At 45.2% G+C, this 21,365-nt stretch carries 17 protein-coding genes; 2 read left to right on the forward strand and 15 right to left on the reverse strand.

The window, feature by feature from the left end; all coding sequences use genetic code 11:
* Window positions 1-289 precede the first annotated feature (289 nt).
* The 12 genes from lpdA to WH46_RS11270 form a co-directional block, all read right to left on the reverse strand.
* The gene (gene lpdA, locus WH46_RS11215; protein ID WP_046226745.1) at window positions 290-1,708 is read right to left on the reverse strand and encodes a dihydrolipoyl dehydrogenase; all 1,419 of its coding nucleotides are present in this window, start codon (window positions 1,706-1,708) and stop codon (window positions 290-292) included.
* 49 nt (window positions 1,709-1,757) lie between these two features.
* The gene (locus tag WH46_RS11220; protein WP_052714200.1) at window positions 1,758-2,549 is read right to left on the reverse strand and encodes a class I SAM-dependent methyltransferase; all 792 of its coding nucleotides are present in this window, start codon (window positions 2,547-2,549) and stop codon (window positions 1,758-1,760) included.
* Window positions 2,550-2,691: 142 nt separating this feature from the next.
* Window positions 2,692-2,907: a hypothetical protein gene (locus WH46_RS11225; protein WP_046226746.1), complete on the reverse strand. Its 216-nt coding sequence runs from the start codon at window positions 2,905-2,907 to the stop codon at window positions 2,692-2,694.
* Between the two features lie 246 nt (window positions 2,908-3,153).
* The gene (locus WH46_RS11230; RefSeq protein WP_046226747.1) at window positions 3,154-4,764 is read right to left on the reverse strand and encodes a response regulator; all 1,611 of its coding nucleotides are present in this window, start codon (window positions 4,762-4,764) and stop codon (window positions 3,154-3,156) included.
* A 102-nt stretch (window positions 4,765-4,866) separates the two neighbouring features.
* Window positions 4,867-6,768 carry a sensor histidine kinase gene (locus tag WH46_RS11235; RefSeq protein WP_046226748.1) on the reverse strand — a complete coding sequence of 634 codons (1,902 nt, stop codon included), beginning with the start codon at window positions 6,766-6,768 and terminating at the stop codon, window positions 4,867-4,869.
* 68 nt (window positions 6,769-6,836) lie between these two features.
* Window positions 6,837-8,144 carry an ABC transporter substrate-binding protein gene (locus WH46_RS11240; RefSeq protein ID WP_017815258.1) on the reverse strand — a complete coding sequence of 436 codons (1,308 nt, stop codon included), beginning with the start codon at window positions 8,142-8,144 and terminating at the stop codon, window positions 6,837-6,839.
* A gap of 59 nt (window positions 8,145-8,203) precedes the next feature.
* Entirely contained in the window at window positions 8,204-9,088 is an 885-nt protein-coding gene (locus WH46_RS11245) for a carbohydrate ABC transporter permease (RefSeq protein ID WP_017815259.1), read from the reverse strand.
* Window positions 9,089-9,115: 27 nt separating this feature from the next.
* Window positions 9,116-10,054, reverse strand: coding sequence for a carbohydrate ABC transporter permease (locus WH46_RS11250; RefSeq protein WP_046226749.1), 939 nt, complete (start codon window positions 10,052-10,054; stop codon window positions 9,116-9,118).
* 298 nt (window positions 10,055-10,352) lie between these two features.
* Window positions 10,353-12,959, reverse strand: coding sequence for a heparinase II/III family protein (locus WH46_RS23375; protein WP_052714201.1), 2,607 nt, complete (start codon window positions 12,957-12,959; stop codon window positions 10,353-10,355).
* A 172-nt stretch (window positions 12,960-13,131) separates the two neighbouring features.
* Entirely contained in the window at window positions 13,132-13,671 is a 540-nt protein-coding gene (locus WH46_RS11260; protein ID WP_052714202.1) for a VanZ family protein, read from the reverse strand.
* Between the two features lie 358 nt (window positions 13,672-14,029).
* Entirely contained in the window at window positions 14,030-14,515 is a 486-nt protein-coding gene (locus tag WH46_RS11265; RefSeq protein WP_017815263.1) for a hypothetical protein, read from the reverse strand.
* A gap of 362 nt (window positions 14,516-14,877) precedes the next feature.
* Window positions 14,878-15,342 carry a hypothetical protein gene (locus WH46_RS11270; RefSeq protein ID WP_052714203.1) on the reverse strand — a complete coding sequence of 155 codons (465 nt, stop codon included), beginning with the start codon at window positions 15,340-15,342 and terminating at the stop codon, window positions 14,878-14,880.
* Between the two features lie 787 nt (window positions 15,343-16,129).
* On the opposite strand from WH46_RS11270, the gene WH46_RS11275 reads away from it, so the two are divergent.
* Together WH46_RS11275 and WH46_RS11280 are read left to right on the forward strand one after the other, a co-directional pair.
* A complete protein-coding gene (locus WH46_RS11275) occupies window positions 16,130-16,558 on the forward strand; it encodes a hypothetical protein (RefSeq protein WP_156172252.1) in 429 nt (142 codons plus the stop codon).
* A gap of 386 nt (window positions 16,559-16,944) precedes the next feature.
* Window positions 16,945-17,811, forward strand: coding sequence for an AraC family transcriptional regulator (locus tag WH46_RS11280; RefSeq protein WP_052714204.1), 867 nt, complete (start codon window positions 16,945-16,947; stop codon window positions 17,809-17,811).
* Between the two features lie 818 nt (window positions 17,812-18,629).
* On the opposite strand, the gene WH46_RS11285 is transcribed toward WH46_RS11280, so the two are convergent.
* From WH46_RS11285 to spo0A, 3 genes are all read right to left on the reverse strand, one after another.
* The gene (locus WH46_RS11285; RefSeq protein WP_197088270.1) at window positions 18,630-19,136 is read right to left on the reverse strand and encodes a GNAT family N-acetyltransferase; all 507 of its coding nucleotides are present in this window, start codon (window positions 19,134-19,136) and stop codon (window positions 18,630-18,632) included.
* A 1-nt stretch (window position 19,137) separates the two neighbouring features.
* Window positions 19,138-20,061: a pentapeptide repeat-containing protein gene (locus WH46_RS11290; RefSeq protein ID WP_331458225.1), complete on the reverse strand. Its 924-nt coding sequence runs from the start codon at window positions 20,059-20,061 to the stop codon at window positions 19,138-19,140.
* 327 nt (window positions 20,062-20,388) lie between these two features.
* Window positions 20,389-21,213, reverse strand: coding sequence for a sporulation transcription factor Spo0A (gene spo0A / locus WH46_RS11295; protein WP_017815270.1), 825 nt, complete (start codon window positions 21,211-21,213; stop codon window positions 20,389-20,391).
* Window positions 21,214-21,365 lie beyond the last annotated feature (152 nt).

Here is a 21,365-nt window from a genome sequence, read left to right on the forward strand (position 1 = left end):
TACCAGCATGACAATATTGTACAACCTACACTATAAAGGTTACACGCCCGCACAGTCATTGCGCAAATTCACAGCGAAAACGTCTGTCCGTCTGTATCCTCTGTCGCCTCCTGTATGGTGCATCATGAACAGCATTTTATAAATGCATATACTGCTCATATCTGCTTGTCTTAAAACCTGGTACTAAGACTTGAGCCTAACCCTATTATAATCACATCTGCAGCAAAAAGAAAAGATGGATTTCTCCAGTCTGACGATTGGAAGTCCATCTCTTCATGATTATTCACTTTTACATGCCAATGGCTTTGCCATCCACAGCCAGCATCGCTTCGCCCATAATCTCGGCGAGGGTCGGATGCGCATGAACAGTTTGTCCAATTTCCCATGGGGTGGCATTAAGGAATTGAGCCAGAGCCGCTTCGCTGATCAGATCGGTTGCCTGTGGCCCGATGATCTGTACGCCGAGCAGATCATTGGTATTACGATCAGCCACGACTTTGACAAAGCCATCACTTTCCCCGTATACCAGTGCTTTGCCGATCGCCTGGAAAGGAAACTTGCCGACTTTGACATCGACACCGCGGGCAGTTGCTTCTTTCTCCGTAATACCGACGCTCGCCACTTCGGGACGAGTATATACGCAGCGGGATACCTGCTCGGGATTATAATGTGTCTCCTGTCCGCAAATATGATTGACTGCAGTGATCCCTTCATGACTGGCAGCATGAGCCAGCTGCAGACCGCCGATCACATCGCCAATTGCATAAATATGCGATTCGCTGGTTTGCATATTTTCATTTACCCGGATAAATCCGTTCTCGACCCGGATATCCGTATTCGCAAGACCAATCGTCTCTACATTGGCCTGACGTCCGACCGACAGCAGCATCCGGGAAGCCGTAATTGCTACTGTCTGTTCCTGGTGCACCATCTGAATCGTGAACTCCTGTTCACCCGGCTGATATGAATCCAGCTGCAGGGCGGCTCCTGTGTAAATGGTAATCCCGCGCTTTTCCATCAGTTTGCGCAGCTCGCGTGACACTTCTTCATCTTCCAGCGGCAGAATCTGCGATGCTGCTTCCACCACTGTAACCTGTACGCCAAAATCATTCAGCATCGAAGCCCATTCCATGCCGATTACCCCGCCACCAACGATCAGCATGGAAGCTGGCAGCTGATCCATCTGCAGAGCATGATCGCTGCTCAGGATAAGCTGTCCATCCGCTTCAAGACCCGGTAGTGAACGCGGACGAGAACCTGTAGCGATAATCAGATTTTTCGATACGACGGTCTCCATCTCGCCGTCTTCCAGCTCTACGGCTACCGCGCCGCTCTGTGGGGAAAAGATCGAAGGACCGATTACGCGTCCCTGCCCCTGTACTACCCGGATTTTATTTTTGCGCATCAGATACTGTACACCCTTGTGCAGCTGATCTACGATTCCCTGTTTGCGGGACTGTACACGGTCAAATTTCAGCGAGACCTGTTCTGCTGCTACTCCATACTGTTCGCTGTCTTGCATCAGTGCGTATACTTCGGCGCTGCGCAGCAGGCTTTTGCTTGGAATACAGCCACGATGCAGACAGGTACCGCCCAGTTTATCCTGCTCGATAATGACTACATCCTTGCCCAGTTGAGCCGCGCGAATCGCAGCTACATAGCCACCGGTTCCTCCGCCCAGTATTGCGATATCACAATTAATCGTCATAATGAATATTCACTCTCTTTTCCTGAATGGTCTAAACAGCTGTTCTATATTATACACGCTTCAAGACAAGCAGCGTGTTAGCACCCTTTTGAAATGTGTAATCCGTAGCAATCTCCTGCATCTCCCAGCTGCCCTGGCCTGCCGCTGCAACGGCTTTTTCCACAAAAGCAACCCGTTCACTCTGCAGATTGACCAGCGGAAAAATCCGGATTTCGGTACGGGTCACCCGCATCAGCTCCTGCAGACAACGGATATGGAATTCTTCGTCCAGACGATCCGCATACAAAAACAAAAAGTGTGCAGACACGGTCAGATCAAAGGTCTCATTAGCAAATGGCAGATCCGGCAGTACTGCCGGTATGTATCGTTTGGGATGCAGCTTGCGATCCTGTGTGCTTTGCTCCAGCGCCCGGATGCGCAGCTTCTCCAGTTCCTGAATACTGCCCAGTGTAGACCAGTCGTACTGCTCACTGGCTTCTGTTATAGCCTGAATCATATGCCCGATATCCTGCTGACCTTTGTTATACAATTCTTCATTACCAAAATGATACGCCAGATCAACAGCGGTAACGTCTGCTCCGTACTGCGAAGCTTCGGCTGCAAAAGAGCATGCACCTGCGGGGCAGTCCAAAATGCGTTGTCCTTGTAGTCGATCTTCTTCCAGTCCAAGAATGGACATGTATTCCTCGAAAGTTCTACCCAGGAACACAATGCGTTCCAGCGATATTCCCTGTGTGCGTCTGCTTGCCAGATAAGCTGCTGCCTTGGGGCTGATATAGCCGCTCCGACTGGCTGCTGCGGTGTTTTCTGTGTAGGTTGAATCTGTCTGATAACCGCTCATCTCGTCTGTTCTCCTCTCGGCTCGATTGCTGCCAAATAGTGATGCCTATCCGATTATAACGGAAATGCAGATTTATTCTAACATAACTTTGTACGGTTCTCTATGTCTGTCAGTGATGATACGCAAATCAGACATACCACCTTTATTCGTACAATGCGTCTTTGAGACGGCTGGACATACGGGGTTTATTGGAATTGGCTTTAACGAGTGCTGTACGCAGACGCTTGTTCTCGGCGGTCAGTTCATTTACAATATCGAGCAGCTTCTGTACAGCTTCTGCATCTTCGGGGTTTAATCTCTCCTGCCGCAGCAAGGCTTCTGTCTGCTGAACCCATTCCTGATGCTCTTCTTTGTTCATATGATCTTGCTCCTTTCTGTCAATCTGCTGTTCTTTACCCTGCAGGACAGCTGATGATTTGTATCCATAAACGCGATAAACCAGGCACAATGTGCCCGGCTCGTCGTCGTTAACCTTCTTACGTCTGTTCTATTATAGTCCATTTCGGCAGAGAGTCGTCAATACGGCTGGCGGATCAGTTTTGAAAATAAACTCTCTATAAATGATCGCTACATGGAGATGACGCTGTTCCGGGTGCAGCACTGTTCATAACTTCTCTCCTTTGCTTTTGACAGGTGTATGACCTGTATACAATTTGTACAGCTTAAGGAAATAACTTTTATACTGATAACCCAGCATCCGGGATACTTCTTCAACCGTGCCGTGACCGGAAGTAATCCATTCGCGGGCCCGCTGCATTTTGGTGCGTGTCGCATATTCGATAAAAGTCTCTCCGGTCTCCCGCTTGAATAATCGGCTGAAATAGCTTGGATTCAGGTGTAGATGTTCCGCTACCTCTTCCAGCCGAACGAGCCGATGCATATGCTGTTCCACATATTGACGCGCTTCGTGAATCTCCGGACGGCAGCCCGGCTGTCCGGTCCAATCCGCACACAGCGCCGCCAGTGCACGAAATGTAGTATGCATCCATTCCTCCAGTTCACACTGGTGACGGATCGCCGCCATCTGACGATGCAGCTGCTCGACCGGTACGGCAAATGGCTGTTGGTACAGCTGCTGCTGTTTGAGTTGCCAGTCAATCGCAAGCTTGAGCATAAATGTTTTTACCGTCTCCGGATGATAATGCTCCCTGGCTATTTTCTGTATCCACTGTTGAATCCAGCTGCCCATCTGCTCATCGGAGCGCAGCGCATCTGTCAGTGCTTCCGCAGCCGCCGCATAGTCGGCAAACAATTCACTTTCCTGCTCAAATGCCACCGTTACCGGAAAGCGATAGATCGCCGAGGGAGGCAAATAAAAATAACGCTCGCACTGATCCTGTAGCTGAATGACCTGCTGTACTGCCTGCAGAAAATGTGGAGTCGGACTGCCTGCTACCACTACAATCTGTGCTTTGGCAAATTTGCGTACACTGTGAATAATTCGGTACATGACATCCTGCATACTGTTTTCCTGCTCCAAGGCGGAATGCTGTGGTAGTGCGAACCAGATATAGCCTTCGTTAGTGCTTTTGCTCAGATGAATAGCCATACCGGAACTCTCGGCTACTTCTTCCACAATATTTTCCACGGTAAATGCAAACAGATCCATATCATGAAAACACTGTTTGCGCTCTGCATTGGCAGTTACACTGTAATAGACAGGCAGCAGCTGCCTGCCTTGCACATCCAATCCAAAATGCTGCAGCCGCTGAATACCATAACGCTCATCCTTCGCACTGCCGGACAATAACTCATTAGTAAATTTGCGCTTTAGCAGAAGGCGATGACGACGATGCTCTTCCTGCAAGCGATGACGTTCCTGTGATTCCTGTTGTTCCTCATCCAACCGCTGGCATATCCCCTGGAGCACAGGGATCAGCTGTTCCGCAGTCAGATTTTCCTTAAGCAGATAATCTCGTACACCGAGTTTAACCGCCTGCTGGGCATACAGGAATTCGCCATGACAGGAAATGATCACCGACTGCAGACGGGGCAACATGGCCTGAATACGCTGAATCAGTTCAATACCGTTCATACCCGGCATACCGATATCGGTAACCAGTATATCTACCGGATGTTCTTCCACATAAGCAAGCGCTTCCTCGGAACTGCTGAAACTTCCTTTCAATAACAAGCCGAGCTGTTCCCAGTGAATCGAATGGGAGAGATAGTTGAGTACAGGCATATTATCGTCCACTAAAATGATAGTGTGCATTTCACTCACCCTCCTGCGTTCTGATATTCCGGCGATCTCTTTCATCATCGGCGTGGCTGCGCAATCTATTTTCGACGTTCATGAAAATAGGATATCGTACGATCATTCAGACACATTATTGGTCATGGAGACATCACCACTACGGCGATTTCCTGCATTCAAAGGCAGTCCAAGCACAATCTCTGTACCTTCTCCAGGATGGCTGTCTATGCGAACCTCTACGTCTGCTCCATAAATCATGTACAAACGGCGAATGACATTGCGTAGTCCAATTCCTGATACACCGGGTAGACTGGAGGATGTATCTGAAGCTGACGTTCCTGTGCTTGCAGATGTTGACTCTACGGACATATACTGTGTGATCTCCTTACCGGTTGGCTTCTCTTCATAAGTAATACTTTTATTTCCATCCGTATTATCCTCATCGGCAAGCTTAATGATCTGCTGACGTACCTGATGCAGACGTTCCATAGTCATTCCTTCTCCACTGTCGCGAATACTGAGCCACAGGCAATCCTGTTCGATCCAGCCTTGTATCCAGAGAATTCCTCCATACTTGGATAATCCATGCTGGTAAGCGTTCTCAACAAGCGGCTGAATTATAAATCTTGGCAGCAGCTTTTCCATGACAGCCGGTTCCAATTCCAAGTCCAGATGCACCCGGACTTCCCGCTGGAAATCAACCAGGCATATATAGTGCTGTACCGTCTCCAGTTCTTCCCGCAGTGTAATCATTTCATTGCCACGATTCACTGTCATCCGCAGCAGCGAAGACAGTGAGCCAAGCAGCCGGGCAGCTTCCTCTGAGCCCTGAAGCAGCAGATCCATTCGAATGGCTCCCAGAATGTTGAACAGAAAATGCGGATTGATCTGTGCCTGCAGCATCTCGAGTTCCGCCCTGCGCCGTTCGCCCTGCTCCTGCTTCACCTGAACAATCATACGTTCCACCCGATCCAGCATTTCGTCAAGCGACTGCCCCAGCAATCCGGCTTCATCGTCTCCTCGTATGCCGGAGCGGATATGCAGATGATTGTTGTCAATCTTGCGAACGACCCGGGCCAGCTTGGCGATTGGTTTGGTCATGCGGGCAATACCCAACATCAACAGCAGCAAAAAAAGCAGCACTACAACCATTTGCACGGTGGAGGTCACCTGGTAGATCCGGTTAATCTTCTGTGCAGCCACTCCGTAGGGTACCAGCCCTTCCAGACGCCAGCCGGAAACGGACATGTTCCGCTCCACTTCCAGCATATCCCTGTCTGCCAGAGAACTTTTGTCAAATGGCTGTCCAATTTTCGTCTCATCGGGATGGGAGATAATCTTGTTGTCAGGTCCTACTACCATCATTTGTATCGTGGAACGGTATTGATTCAGCACTTCTCTGAGTCGCTGTTCATCCATACTGACAACCACATAGCCATATACCTGACCGGATAGCAGACGCAGACTGCGGGCGACCGACAGCATATAGGCAGGCTTACTCTGATCGTTCATTTGCAAATAGGACGGATGCAGCCAGAAATTCAGCCGTCCGCCGGGTGTAAATTGTTCACTATGAACAAGGCTGCTCATATCGAGCCCTTTAACCTGATATTGATCCGACTGAAAATTGCTGTACATCATCGTTCCATCGCCGTTCCAGACCGAGATATATACCCGCTCACCGGCATAGGATAGATTGTCAAGCTTGCGCATAATATCCGAAGCTCTTGTCTGTCCGACATAGAAACCACTCTGCTGGTATTTCAGCGACAGATTCAGCTCATTATCCAGATATAGATAATTGGAGATATAGATCAGCCGATTGATCTGATCGGTTAAATACAGATTGGCGGCATCCAGCGAATCGCCGGCATTTTGCTCGACGGTTTCTTTCATCATGCCTTTGGTCATACAGCTGGATAATAGAGTGCCTGCTCCAATCGTAAGCAGCAGACAACAGACCGCAGAGACGATGAGCTTCCCACGGAGTGAAGTAGGCAGGATGCTGCGCCATCGTTTCATACGGTCCGCCTCATTTCAGTAATAGTGTGTATCGAATACGGCAAATACTGCTGCAATCATGAATTCATCTAGCTCTTATTGGCGTCTATAATCTGCTGCACAATTGTGCCGGCATTGGTGATTGTCGTATCGAGATCCTGCTTTTGCAAAATGTACTTCTCAAACTCTGCATTAACCTCCGATTCGATCTCGGACAGATACGGTACGGCAGGCGGCTTGTTAATGCCTTTGCTCACTTCAAAAGTATGTGTCAGTGATGGCAGATCGACATTCTCCGGATGCGTACCATTGTTAACGATACTTTCGAGCGCTTTGCTCACATCCGCTTGTTTCCAGGAAGAAATATCGGTTCCCTGAGCCTGAATACCCTCGGTAGTCATCCAGCGAATAAATTGGTAGGACAGGTCCTGCTTGTCCGATCCAGCGCCGATCCCGTAGTAGTCATAATCATTACTCGTATAAATGGTTTTGTCATCAGCCTTGTTTTTGGGATATGGAGCTACTGCTACTTTGAAGTCAGGAGCCGATTCGGCTGTTCCTGCAATCGTGGAATTCATCCAGCTGCCCATAACCAGCATACTGGCAGAGCCGCTCAGGAATTGGTCACGATAATTCAGTTTCTGGGAAATGGCATCGCTATACGGTACGGCCGAATGATCGGTATGTTCGGCATCATAACGCAGCTGGAAGGAAGCGCGCAGATTGGGATCATCCATATTGGACGTTCCATCGGCTTTGAGGTAGCTATTATTCTCCGGCTGATTGAACAGTTTTAGCAGCGTCTGGGAAGCCCATGTATGGAAATACACTCCATGGTAGCTGCCATCCGGCGCAGTCAGCTTTTTGGCATACTCGCGGAATTCATCCCATGTCCAGTCCTGAGGTACTTTCAGCCCTGCTTTGTCCAAACGGTCCTTGTTCAGCAGTACATAGATAATCGACCGCTTGCCTGGCAGCGCATAACGCACATCATCTACTGCAAAATCGGCCAGGTATTCGTCATCATATTTAAAGTCGATCAGATCAGTCAGCGGAGCGAACATTCCCATATCAACACGCTGGGCATACGTGAGTGAATTATTCACCATAATGATATCCATATTTTCACCCGACCCGGCGGCCAGATCAAGCTTTTTGATATATTCCTCGGTATCGCCTTTTTCGGACAAGCCCACATAATTCACTTCAATATCGGGATGCTTCTTTTGCCAGGCAGCATATACCTGATCCCACTTGAACTGATCCTTGGTATACCAGGTATAAAAGGTAATACTTTTCTTCCCGTCAGCTGTGGTCGCTGCCTTCTGCGAAGAACCGCAGCCTGCCAACAGCAGCATAAGACACAAGCCCAGTATACCTATCATTTTTATCTTCATTATAATCCTCCTCGGCATTAGGTACTATACAATCCATTTTCCAATTCGGGCAATCCTGTTCAGCCTTTCACTCCGCCCAGAGCAATTCCTCCAATGACATGCTTTTGTGCGACCAGGAAGACAATCAGCAGCGGCAGGATCGCCGAGCAGGTACCTGCCATAATCAGGGAATAATATTCTCCTGTTGCATCCGCAAACCGGTTAATCCCCAGCTGCACCGTGAACAGCTCCGGCGAACGAAGGAAGATGAGCGGTGCCTGATAATCATTCCAGGTCCATATAAACCGCAGGATGGCATAGGTCGCAATAAACGGCTGCACAAGTGGCAATGCAATCTGCATAAAGATCCGTGCATGACCAGCACCATCTATTTTCGCCGATTCAATAAACTCGGTATGAATCGACATAAAGGCCTGTCTGAGCATAAAGGTACCGAGGGCACTGAACGATTCGAGCAGCACCAGTCCGATATGGGTATCGAACAACCCCAGACTTCGATACATAATAAACTGTGGAACAAGCAGCGCCTGTCCGGGAATCATAAACGTCAGCAGTACAATTACAAATAATGTATCTCTACCGGGAAATTTAATTTTGGAAAAGGCATAAGCTGCCATCGCCGAAGCAGCAACAGAGAGCAGTATCGTCATAACCGATACCTTGATCGAGTTCCAGTAATACAAAATAAATGGCGGGTCACCAAACCAGACCGTACGGTAATTTTCAATCGCATTCCATGTATGCGGAATCCACTGCACCGGGTACTGGAACACATCGGCTTCAGTCTTGAACGAAGCTGATAGCATCCATATAAATGGGAGCAGAAACAATATACCAACTACAAGCATGATAGCGGTTACAATAATCCTCGTCAAAGTAACCGATGAACCGGAAGATGGTTTGGAGCTGTGTGCGGGCAGGGCCGGTTTCAGCGGTTGATCCATAGGAATACCCCTCTTCTCCAATTGGTATCAATAATTGACCCATTTTTTCTGTCCCCAGAATTGCAGAACAGTAATGAGCAGAATAACAGCAAACAGAAATACCGACTCTGCCGCCGCATAACCCATTTTCAAATTAACAAAAGCCTGATCGTAAATCTCGTAGACCATTACATTCGTTGATTTGGCAGGACCGCCCTGAGTCAGTACAGCGATCAGATCGAATGTTTTGAATGAATAGATAACACCTGTAATCAACAGGAAAAAGGTAGTCGGCGAGAGCATCGGCACCGTAATGGCTGCGAACTGCCGCCATTTGGAGGCACCATCGATTTCGGCTGCTTCATACAGATCTTTGGGGATAGCCTGCAGACCTGCCAGATACACAATCATATTAAATCCGATCGAGGTCCAGATAATAATCAGCATAATGGAAGGCAGTGCATACGTCGGGTCAGCCAGCCATTTGGGTGGATTCTCGATCCCCAGCGACATCAGAAATCCATTAATCGGCCCCTGGGAAGGATGGAACAAAATCTGAAAAACAATGGCAACTGCCACGATACTGGAGATATAAGGCATAAAGTAAATGATTTTGAAAAAACCTTTGAAATACACCAGTTCATCGACCACGATCGCAATAATCAGTGACAGGAACAAAGCGACCGGTACAGCAAGCAGCAGTTTCAGATTATTGAACATCGATACGAAAAAGGTCTTATCCTGAAATAAATGCCTGAAATTATCCAGACCTACCATCTCTACTCCACTGAGTCCCTGAATAAAATTCCACTTGGTCAAACTGATAAAAAACAGCGAAATCATCGGGATCAGAATAAATACCGTCAATCCGAGCAGCATGGGAGCAGCAAACAGATACCCGGCCAGCGTCTCTTTAGCAGTCATGGACCACCATGATCTGGAGCGACTGAGCCTGGACGAGGATGAAGCGGATGTAGAACGATCCATTAAACCAACACCTCCTGGCGAAAGGGACGCTGCTGCAGCCGCGGACTGCGACAGCGTCCAACTTGTATTGCTGTTGTTATTGTAACGGGCAGAATTGCATCTCATAAGACACAAATATGACTCATTTGAAGACAGATTTTACTTTTTCATTCTGTAAAAGTAAAAATTTCCGGTTACATATGCAACTACATACCAAAAGCCGCATGATCCTTTGGTTAAAAGGTCATGCGGCTTTGGGGGATTCAGATTATCTGTACACCTCTGCTGGGAGGCTGGTCTACCTCATATAGATCGCTGATTATAGAAGCGGCCGAATAGCAAATTCCAGATTGCAATGCAGTTCCTGCATCGGCAGCTCTATCATCCATTCCTTTCTGACAGTTAGCGAAGTACGATACACTACTATCGGACGACCATCATGATCATAATGGTCAATTGTCTCTACCTCAACATTATATTGCTCCTCCGGAATCTGCAGTCTGATCTCGGCCCGTTCTCCTGTCCAGATCAATTCATGAGCATGCACAACCGGTCGTACATGACTGATCAGACGCTCGATAACCTGATTAACAGCCGTCCGTTTTATATTTTCTTCCGTATTATTGAACTGCGATACTAACCTCTCTTCTCCAGCTTGCAATTCATTAGCTAGAGCATTAACTTTACCTGTTGTATACGTGGTAGTTGTAGTCGATTTCGTATCCGTTGGATCGATAGTGTTTTTCATATCTATCAACTCTTCTGCATCATTTATAGTCATCATTTTTGCAGCTTTTGTATTTGAAGTAGTATTTTCTGTTATCGTTTTCGGCAGATTCTGAGTATGATATTCTGTTTCCTTGTATACCGATATATCATACCGGGAAGATTCTGATGATAGTTGAGCAAACTGGAAATGATCCTGCAGATACAAATTAATTTCCTGTTTATTATCGTTTATTTTCCAGTGGAAATTCCGGTTCATTCTTTTTAAGCCTGCAGCTGCGGGATAAGCCGCTGTCAGATCCAGTCCAAATTTCACCTCATGATCGCCAGTCTGGACATGTTCCACAATCGCCGCTGCTGCGCGTCCTGAATACTGTTCGCAGCCATTAATCTGCGGAAGTGAATGTCCAGCAGATGAGATATTTAGAATCTGTTCGCGACCCGGAGCAAAATAGGACTGTGTATACATCCCTGCTCCCAAATCACAAAAAATATTCTCCCCACCTGCATGTACAATAAAGCTGCCCAGATCATTGTGATTATGCGGCTCGTCATTATGTCTACCTTTGGTAGCCAAAGCAGCTGTGAACTTGTGGCTCATTAGCGAAGACTGGGCGATATACATAGCTTTCTCATGATCCGTCGATTCGGATGGATAGCCCGCTGTAGTGGATACTGCCGATTCCGATATATGAACCTCTGTAGTTGATACCTCTAATTCCGATATATGAGCCTCTACAGTTATAAACGCTGCTTTGTCCCCTGTATCCGCTGTTTCTCTACTGGTCATGTTATATTCTGTCTGCATATGAAGTTCTGCCCGGCTAACCAGCCAGCACAAATCGTGCCAGTAATGATTGAATAGCCCTCCGTGCTCATGATCCTCCTGAGCGTCTGCCCCTGGTATTTCTCCGCCAGACCTATGATATACCGCCTCTGTCTGAGCTTCGTCCCAAGCTGTAACTTTTGCAGCTTCAGACATACTTCGATCTGTATCTACGGCGCCGGGTACTGCAAAAAAGCGAGGTTCCGCCCATAATATATTCCGCAACAGATGCCCCCAGCGACGGCATGGATCTTCCCGAAGCGCAGGCATAACAAAAGGCAGGGAGTACGGCTTGCCAGTTAGCTCCGTCAAGCGTGACAACAGTCCCGGAGGAAGAATCTCTTCTTCTCCACTATCCGAGAAATTAACAAACTTTCCGGCAGACAGATGCATATATTCGGGAAAAGCCGCGATCGCTTTTATTTTCGGATCATTCATTGTCTGTTGTTTATCCAATCCCGCCGCTGACAGCATATCCATAAAGTACGTATAGTAACCAAATCCATAGACCCAGTAGCCCAGTCCTTCGGCACACCCTCCATCTTCTCCATATCCATTCAGAAAATGGGCTGCGGCTCTCGTCATCCGTTCCAGTACTTGTGTCTGCGCTGGTTGTTCCAGCAGCAGTAACGCCGCTATCCCGCACCCTGCTCCGCATACGGCAGACCAGTTATGCTCGGCTGTCTCCCAGCCAAAAGTACGGGATGGATCAGCTGCAGGTAGCAATACCCGGCGCTGTACCTCATCACGCATACGCTGGATAATGCGATGATCTACTTTGCCATTCAGCAGCACAGTCAGCTCGGCGAGCATACCTGCTGTCTCGGCAGCGAACAGATCAAGCTCCTCCCATACCGGATAAGGACTTTCTGCAGGCAGATGCGCATTCAGACACCATGTGTATTCTCCGCACAGATCCCATAGAGCTTCTTCAAGTATATGTATATATACAAGAGATGGAGATACTTCTTCTCCCTCGTTCTTGTGCAATAAGGAATCTTCTCTTTTTCTTTGTTGCTTCCTATTATTATCAGATAAGGAGTGTTCACCCTGTGCCCACTCCTGTACGGTTCGTCCATTTTGTGCACTGGGTGAATCAAGCAACACCATCATCGCCAGCGCTCCAATCCGGCCCCGTCTGTCAAAATAAATCCGTTCATACTGTTCACGTCCGCCCGTATCGCCAAACTCCCGGAAAGCTTCAAACGTCAAAACAGGCAGTCGTTCTGATACCGCCAGCTCTGCATAATCGCGAATATCCTGCCACCACTGTTCGTACTCGGGCTTTCCGACTGTATAGCGAAGACGCTCCCCTATATCCTTCACATGCCACCAATGCGGTTTTTGCGCTGTACTTTTCGAATCATAACCCATCTGTTCCCACCCTTCTCTGCTCCACGGCAGACGTTATCACCCGTAATTAAAATAACGCTTTCATATATGGATGTACAGTATCTTCATACAAAAAAGGACAGGCTTGATTCACCTGTCCTCCTTTTATTCTATCGTATCTTATTCCTACATCTGGATAGGTACATTTTCTGACTTAGCCAAAATGAAGGCCTCTGCTGCGGGAGCGGCGGCGCCGTATCAGCATATAAATGACAACCATCAGCACAATGCCGATAGCATCAATCAGCGTATCCGAGAAATGACCGGTACGACCGGCAATCCATTTCTGATGCCACTCATCTGTCATTGCGTACGCATAAGCTACAAGCCCAGCCCATAACAGAGGAGCATAACGAGCATCGGTCAACAGGGAAAATACACGAATCAACAAAAAAGTCAGCAGTGCAAATTCACTCACATGACCTGCCTTACGAATAAAAAATTCCCAGAAATCATAAGGATGTTGACCGCTGACAGTATACCCTCCATATGTAAATTCAATTGATGGCGTAAACGCTTCAAGCGACGGTTCCGCGATCCAGTCCGACAATAGCGGCTTGATATCCTGCTGCTGATACGGCTGGTTGGATACACTGAAAATCAGTCCCATCCATAACAAGGTCAGTACAATCCAGATCGTCAAACGGACTACCGGCAGCGAACGAGAACGGTATGACGGCATTGATGAACGCATATCGCATCCTCCTTTCGGTAACTTGAGTCCGAACATTTGCCCGGACACATGCCCCGTATTATAACATACTGCGAACTGCAGTTCATGCATGACCGGCAAATCCCGCTCCAGACCAGGAACAAAGCTATTTGCGATGCTCTTCTTGCCTGCTATTTTCCTGTTGACTGTTACGGCTTTCCGCAAGCCTTTATTTGGATGCACATCATGTCTTTACAACAAGTTGTATTTGCGAACAGACATATTTGGGTTTATATATTATTTTTATTGTTATGCATCCTTGGACGACACACAAACAGTCTGTTTCCAGCTATATCCCCGTATGAGTTACGGGAAGCACGCTGTCTACAGACTGTATTTGTTATTCGATCGGACCACGCTCAACGAAGTATTTGTTGGTCATATAAAATGCTTCTCCGCGTGAGGTCTCGACTTTGCCTTTTTTCGGATCCAGGAAAACAATCTCCTTGCATTTGGTGCAGTACCATTTGGTACGCATAAATGGCGAATCCGTTGTATAAGCGGTTCCGCATTTGCAGTCCACTTTAATCAGAATCTCATTTTGTTTATATGCGGAGCTTAGATGGTCTACAGCCTCTTCCGGCTGATTGGGCACCAGCACACGCTGATAATCGGAAAATTGATTCTGTACTTTAAAATCAGCGACCAGTTCCGGATTCAAACCGAAAAATTCCTTGCCGATACTGGTGATGAAACGGGTATTGGTTCTGTAACTTTCAAGCCATTCTTCAATTTGTTGGTTAGATAAAGGCACAGTGCCCTTGATACCACTATTCAGGGTGTAGGTCATGATGTGTAGAGCGTCACTCTGTTTGCTTGAGTACATTAGAAACCTCCTCTTTCTTCAACAGCTAATGTACTACAAAATATCGTTTTAATCAAAGCGTGAATTTAACTAAAATTCCATGTTATGCAATTCGCAATCAGCTTTGATTTTACTACGAATATCCGGCTTCCGGTCAAGCTATCCAGTTTTGTGTAGGTTCTGGAAATTCAGCAGCGACAGGACCGCGTAATCATCAGCGTTTTGATTAATATGAGTTCAATTTATAATAAAGATGGTATACATATCGGATGTGTTAAATTACACGCTTACCTTTGCAGTGTCTTTTTTTTATAATGCATGTATAAACAAGTCATAGGCAGGAGACTATGTAATCATAATAGCCAGGCTCACATTATCCGAATTTATTCTACTCCCCGCTTAGGCATCTCATAGGCGGTATAATCGCCAAGATCAACGATCCAGTCGATCCGGTTGCGAGCTATCCATAATTGTACCGCTTCATGAAAGTGAATAGCATAATCGGCAGCTGCTACCTGGTTTACCCAGCAAAAATGCTCGATCAGTTGGTACTTCTCAATCCAGCCATTCATTTCTGCAAACCCAATGTGCTTTATCATATGACACTTAAAGCACAGAGATTGCAGACCGATCAGATACTGGATACCATATTCTTCATCAAAAGCCCATACTTCATGACAATGAAGTTTGTCGATCTGTTCACCCTTGACACGTCTGCAGATCTGACATGTATATTGATCTCGTTCCTGAATATGTCTGGACAGCTGGCGCCAACGATAGGAGCTCAACTGCTGTCGAAGATTGATCATCATCGTTGAATCGGGAATCAATTCGATTTCTAATTTCATAAAATATTCCTTTATAAATAAGCATATATAAAGTCAAACGCTGTGCAAAACCTATCTTACCAGAGTAATAGCAATTATCAAGTTAATGCGTTTAAACTTTTGATAGTGAGACATTTGTGATTACCGGTAGATACACTTTATAATGAAGATGATCGATTGTCATCTGCTTATTTAATAAATTCACAGATTCCGTATAATTTGACTGTGTTTATTAGGCATTATACAGGAATTCGGCAAAATTTCACCTATTAATTCAGCTCTTTAATAAATAATCATGAATTTGATGTATTTCTGATATGTTTCATATGTCATTACACACGCAACAGAGTTTATTTTTATCTTTTTTTGCAAATAGTACTAGAAGTTTATGTAAACCTATGCTAAAATAAGTTCATACAGAAAGGAGGTGCGTCAACATCAATAGTCATATGTTGAACGCGTCCTTTACCCAAACCGAGGTTCTGGTTTAATTATCAGAATTCCGGCGGCGCGGGATGCGGTCAAAGTTAAATAGCGCCATCTGGGTTAGAAAGGCCACCTGCGGGTGGCCTTTTTACTTTGTCTTTTATCATCCTTACTATATGGATTTAGTTCTCTTGACCATAGCAGTCATGAGAATTATATGGTAAATTCCCATTATGACCCAATACATATTATCTTTCCTCTTCCGGGATGGGTACTTCATACGATTGGAGGGTTGCTGTACCGAATATTCCGGTGACTGCATATATCTCTTGCGTTTGATTCTCCTGTTTTAATATTCTATAAGGATACGGAGGAAAGAATAATGAAAAAGTGTATGAGGATGTTCATGATCTGTCTGGGTCTAACAGGTATGTTGATTGTTGGTTCTACGTCTGTTCAGGCAGCTGCTCCAGATCAAGTATCACCTATGGGTGGCAGCTTCTATTCGGACTCCCATCTGTTTACTCCGGATCAAAATGTTTTTTACAGTTATTCATGGAATACACCCGATACGAGCAGTATAGATATTCGATATGATATGGATCCTGGTGAACATATGATTTTCTCTACAGAAAAGTATAACTATGATAAAGGCAAATGGGAGCCAATTGAAGTCACAATTTTCGACCAACCTGTAGGATATCGCCATTTTTCTATTTGGACGTCGGATTGGGGCACTTTTCGTATGGTAGCATCCATGACAGGTTCAATCGGATCGATCGCTACCGAAGTGGTTTACTATAATGGATAGGATGGAAAATCGACCACTGCTTAGCCTATTACACAGTAAGGCGCTTCAGCTATTTTCTTTTAGTATGCTGCCTCCTTTCCGGCCGGATAAGGGGGCTTTTCTATGTTGAAAAAGGGACAGCAGCTTTTTTTGTCGAATCGTTTCTTTCTATTTATAATTGTATTTTGGAGAAACCGTCCTATTACTTGTTTTGTTCTTTTGAATCTCTTTTCGGGTACTTGTTGCTCGTATCCTATACATATTGTGCAAAAATACCTACATCTTTACACATGAAGTAATTGCCAATTTATAAGATAACGCTTACAATTTAAATGTAATTCATCCCTGGCTATTCATAGTTAAGATTCATTTCTCTATATATGTGATCTATGCAGGAGGACGATTTGATGATGAGCGAACAGGAAAAAGCTTCATATATAGAGGCAGACGATTCTACCCGTCTGATTCTTACTCCGTCTTCAACTGCACAAGCGACTTACTTTTTTGTACAGGAGATCGGTCGCTTCAAGACAACCTTTCCTTACTTCACGGAGCGGGAGCGTCTGCACTCTTACTTAATTCTGCACACACTCTCTGGACGTGGCAGATTGCATTATCAAGGGCAGCAGCATGTAGTTGGTCAGGGCGACCTGTTTTTTATTAATTGTATGGAGTACCAGCGTTATGAAGCAATGGAAGAAGACGATTGGGAGTTTCTATGGGTGCATGTGCAGGGATCAACATTGGATGGATATTATGAACAATTCTGCCAAAGACAGATTCCTGTTTGTCATCTAGCCGAATCCTCAAGCATTCCTGAATTGATGCGCCAACTGCTCCATGTCCAGATTCCTCGGAATAATAAAACAGAGCTAATAAGCTCCCAGCTCATTGTCCAGCTGCTTACTGAGGTTGTACTGACTTCGATTCATACCGGGGAGAAAAATAATGCAATCCCTGCTTCTATTCTGGATTTACAGCAGTTTCTGGAAAATCATTATACAGATCCAATCACTCTCGACGATCTGGCTCAAAAATACAACACGAACAAGTTTCAACTCAGTCGAGATTTCAAACAGTATATCGGATTACCGCCAATTGAATACCTAATTAATATCCGAATCAATGCTGCAAAAAATATGCTGCGTTATTCGAATAAAAGTATTCAGCAGATTGCCAGCGCAGTCGGCATTTACAATGTGTCGCATTTTATTAATTTGTTCAAAGCTAGAGTGGATTGTACACCACTTGCTTATCGCAAAGAATGGACATAAATGCTGAAATGCTGAAATGCTGAAATGCTGAAATGCTGAAATGCTGAAATGCTGAAATGCTGAAATGCTGAAATGCTGAAATGCTGAAATGCTGAAATGCTGAAATGCTGAAATGCTGAAATGCTGAAATGCTGAAATGCTGAGCAAATGTTATTCCGGAAGCTATTGTGGAGGGTTTATTCTGACGCCGAAAAATATTTTCTTTATTCTAATCTGATTTCTGTTTATATGTATGCGATAAAATCGAATCTGCAGGCATGGTGGTAACTGGATGTGCAGAATAATATAACCGTTTAGCAAATTACAAAATAAAGGGCTTTCCGTAGATAACGGATAGCCCTTTATTTTTCCTGCCGTCTGTCTATTGTCCAATATGTACAGAAAGATGGAAATAGTCGATCACGAAACAAATGATCGTGCAGCAGAGCCAAGTTAACTTTTATGCCGACTTACTGGAAGAACAGCAGATCGCTAATTTTCCATGTGCCGAAAAATACACCAACGGCTACTACATATGTAGCGATAACGAATACCCAAGCATTCATCTTTTCCATATTGTCTCCTCCATTCATTCTTGTTTGATAGGCTTGTATACTACAGAGAAATATGACAGAATCTATCCGTTATTCACATCAACTACCAGGGTCTGTAGCCTATGGTGATATTTATTTTCTCTGCCTTTCCTTTATGCGGTGGATCGCGCTAATATCTGCCGATCCTGCGATACTGTTAAATTGTAATGAATTATAGACCATTTTTCAATCTATCTGTATCATCTGTAATTTTAACAATTATAAATCAGTCATAAGAAATCAATATCAAAGCAGTTTGCTTAACAATAGCTCATCCCTGATCGGAATTCCATTCTCCGCGACAAGTGGAATAGACGGCTTACGTAATCTGGCTTGATGAACAGCATCGGGATACACAGCTGTCAGCCTGTATCCTCTTTTCTGATAAAATCGAAGTGCCTCCAGATTATCATTGGTAGTAATCATCCGCATTTCCCTACAACCTGCCAACATAGCAGTCTGCTCAGACTCTATTAATAGTTGGCTGCCTATTCCCTTGCCTTTTTGGAGACTATCCAGTGAAATGATTTCACAGATGGATTCCGGCAACCGTGTTACAAACGTAATCATACCATTAATAAAACGATCTGATGTTACAGACGCATATCCATCCAGTTCCAGACAATGATAGACTCCGCTAGAGACAATCATTTCTGTACTCCCCCACTGGTTTACAAAGAAATCTTCCCTGGCTTTTGATGAAATCGTATGAATTGGTAGCATAGAGACAGCAGTATGCTGATGCTCATGCATGTTATTTCACCTGCCAGTGAGCAGGACGGAGCAGTACATCTGGCAAAATAGTACTTTCACTGCCTATCGCAGCATTGATCTGGGATTGCGTCAGGAATAAAGTTTCGCTCAGATTAGTATCGCGTATATCAGCATCTCTTAGATCCGCTCCAATCAGATCGGCTCCACGTAAATCCGCCTTTCTCAGATCAGCAGCAATTAGGTATGCTCCCCGTAGATTAGTACCGACCATATTAGCAGCACGCAGATTTTTGCCAATCAAATCGACTCCACGTTCATAATTACGCGGCTGCTTATCTGCTGTAAGATATAGACGTCGCGCCTCAGAACGTACTTGTTCACTGCCTTCTGTCAGAAGTACATTTACACGCATATGAAGCTCGCCTCGATTAAGCTTCAGCAGCTTCGCAGGATCCAGATATGTCAATGATAGCAGCTCTCTGGACAGTTCAGATGCTGCTGTATGATAGGCTGCAGCTGCGTCCATTGTAACAAGCTGCTCCAGATACCAGATCAGTTCATGTAGATGCAGCATAATTGGAAAGACTTCAAACATCTTCTGCGCTGTTTCTTGCTGCCGCCAGGACTTTCCATCAAATGTATAACGCGCAATTTGCTGACCTGCACCAAAACAGTCGTAGACCGTACAGCCACGGAATCCTTTATTACGCAGTTCGTTGTGAATGCCACAGCGATAATCTTCCTGTAAATGATGGCATGGCTGTCCGGCAGGCTTGTCCATATTAAAATCAGCCGAAGCACTAAAAGCCAGTGCCGTGCAGCATAGCCCTACACACTGCTCGCAATCGGCCCGTAAATGCTCTCTCAAGGAAATGGGTAGTTTTGTGAAATTTTGTATCTGCGCTTGCTTGGAATTCACATGAGAAGTTGATTTTCCGCTAGATGGATTGTGGGATCTAGACAACAATGGTTCCTCCTTATTACCGTACATTGTGCACGTGAGAAAATGAATTACTTTATAAACAAGATAAATAAGCTTTTGATTAAAAAGACTTGCTAGAATGAACAGTATATCCGTGAAAAATAATACTGTACCATCGAAGAAATACTGCTATCTATAACTTAGTAATGATACCCTCTTTCAAGCATATACACTGTGTATGACACCATAAAAGCGTTCACCTATTAAAGATGAACGCTTTTGCCAGGATCTAGTTAGTTGATTATTGTTTTGTTTATTGATCTTGTTATAGATTCGATAAGTGCAGATATATTTTTGAAAATCGATGAGTTAGTTGGACACTTTATTTTCAATACGCAGCTTGTCGGCTACCATCGCAATAAATTCGCTATTGGTTGGCTTGGATTTGCTGATATTGATGGTATAGCCAAACAGATGGCTGATGCTGTCAATATTCCCTCTGGTCCAAGCGACTTCAATCGCATGGCGGATCGCTCGCTCTACACGAGATGGTGTCGTTTTGAATTTATCAGCGATTGCCGGATATAGTGTTTTGGTAATCGAACCCAGAATCTCAATATTATTATATACCATTGTAATCGCTTCGCGCAGATACTGGTATCCTTTAATATGAGCCGGTACACCGATCTCGTGGATGATGGCTGTAATACTGGCATCCAGATTACGGCTTTTTGGTGGTGAAGAGAGCGATGATTTGTTAATTGTATTGTTCGTGCCTGAAGGCTGCATAGTGCCACCGCCTGCCGTCACCGGTATACCAACCAATTGACGCACCCGACTGACCAGTACTTCCATATCAAACGGCTTCAGAATGTAATAGGAAGCGCCCAACTGCACTGCACGTTGTGTAATATTCTCTTGACCAAATGCCGTCAGCATAATCACTTTTGGCGTTGGATTCAGGTTCATATCACGCAGACGTTCCAGTACACCCAATCCATCCAGATGCGGCATAATAATATCCAAAATGAGTATATCCGGCAGTTCAGGCAGCTGCTCGATCGTCTTCAATACTTCTTCTCCGTTAAAAGCGACCCCTGCTACTTCCATATCTTCTTGATTGGAAATATATTCAGCCAGCATATTGGTAAATTCGCGGTTATCATCAGCCAGTAGTACTCGAATAGTAGACATCAAAAATTCCCCCTTGGGTCATTGGTTAAAATAGTTATTATTTCTTGAGATCTTGCTCATATTACTCATATCCATACGACAATATTCAATCGTCTAGTTGATTTTTCACCTTACTTTATATAGTTTCGACATTTTTATTATAATCCCTTCTG

The organism is Paenibacillus dauci (assembly GCF_000971985.1).
Classification (GTDB): Bacteria; Bacillota; Bacilli; order Paenibacillales; family Paenibacillaceae; genus Saccharibacillus; species Saccharibacillus dauci.

What these genes read in the sequence shown, in the direction of transcription:
- WH46_RS11275 (WP_156172252.1), top strand. Translation starts at nt 16,130, where the DNA reads ATGAAAAAGTGTATGAGGATGTTCATGATCTGTCTGGGTCTAACAGGT.
- WH46_RS11270 (WP_052714203.1), bottom strand. Translation starts at nt 15,342, where the DNA reads ATGAAATTAGAAATCGAATTGATTCCCGATTCAACGATGATGATCAAT.
- lpdA (WP_046226745.1), bottom strand. Translation starts at nt 1,708, where the DNA reads ATGACGATTAATTGTGATATCGCAATACTGGGCGGAGGAACCGGTGGC.
- WH46_RS11285 (WP_197088270.1), bottom strand. Translation starts at nt 19,136, where the DNA reads ATGCATGAGCATCAGCATACTGCTGTCTCTATGCTACCAATTCATACG.
- WH46_RS11225 (WP_046226746.1), bottom strand. Translation starts at nt 2,907, where the DNA reads ATGAACAAAGAAGAGCATCAGGAATGGGTTCAGCAGACAGAAGCCTTG.
- WH46_RS11235 (WP_046226748.1), bottom strand. Translation starts at nt 6,768, where the DNA reads ATGAAACGATGGCGCAGCATCCTGCCTACTTCACTCCGTGGGAAGCTC.
- WH46_RS23375 (WP_052714201.1), bottom strand. Translation starts at nt 12,959, where the DNA reads ATGGGTTATGATTCGAAAAGTACAGCGCAAAAACCGCATTGGTGGCAT.
- WH46_RS11220 (WP_052714200.1), bottom strand. Translation starts at nt 2,549, where the DNA reads ATGAGCGGTTATCAGACAGATTCAACCTACACAGAAAACACCGCAGCA.
- WH46_RS11260 (WP_052714202.1), bottom strand. Translation starts at nt 13,671, where the DNA reads ATGCGTTCATCAATGCCGTCATACCGTTCTCGTTCGCTGCCGGTAGTC.
- WH46_RS11280 (WP_052714204.1), top strand. Translation starts at nt 16,945, where the DNA reads ATGATGAGCGAACAGGAAAAAGCTTCATATATAGAGGCAGACGATTCT.
- WH46_RS11230 (WP_046226747.1), bottom strand. Translation starts at nt 4,764, where the DNA reads ATGCACACTATCATTTTAGTGGACGATAATATGCCTGTACTCAACTAT.
- spo0A (WP_017815270.1), bottom strand. Translation starts at nt 21,213, where the DNA reads ATGTCTACTATTCGAGTACTACTGGCTGATGATAACCGCGAATTTACC.
- WH46_RS11245 (WP_017815259.1), bottom strand. Translation starts at nt 9,088, where the DNA reads ATGGATCAACCGCTGAAACCGGCCCTGCCCGCACACAGCTCCAAACCA.
- WH46_RS11250 (WP_046226749.1), bottom strand. Translation starts at nt 10,054, where the DNA reads ATGGATCGTTCTACATCCGCTTCATCCTCGTCCAGGCTCAGTCGCTCC.
- WH46_RS11240 (WP_017815258.1), bottom strand. Translation starts at nt 8,144, where the DNA reads ATGAAGATAAAAATGATAGGTATACTGGGCTTGTGTCTTATGCTGCTG.
- WH46_RS11265 (WP_017815263.1), bottom strand. Translation starts at nt 14,515, where the DNA reads ATGTACTCAAGCAAACAGAGTGACGCTCTACACATCATGACCTACACC.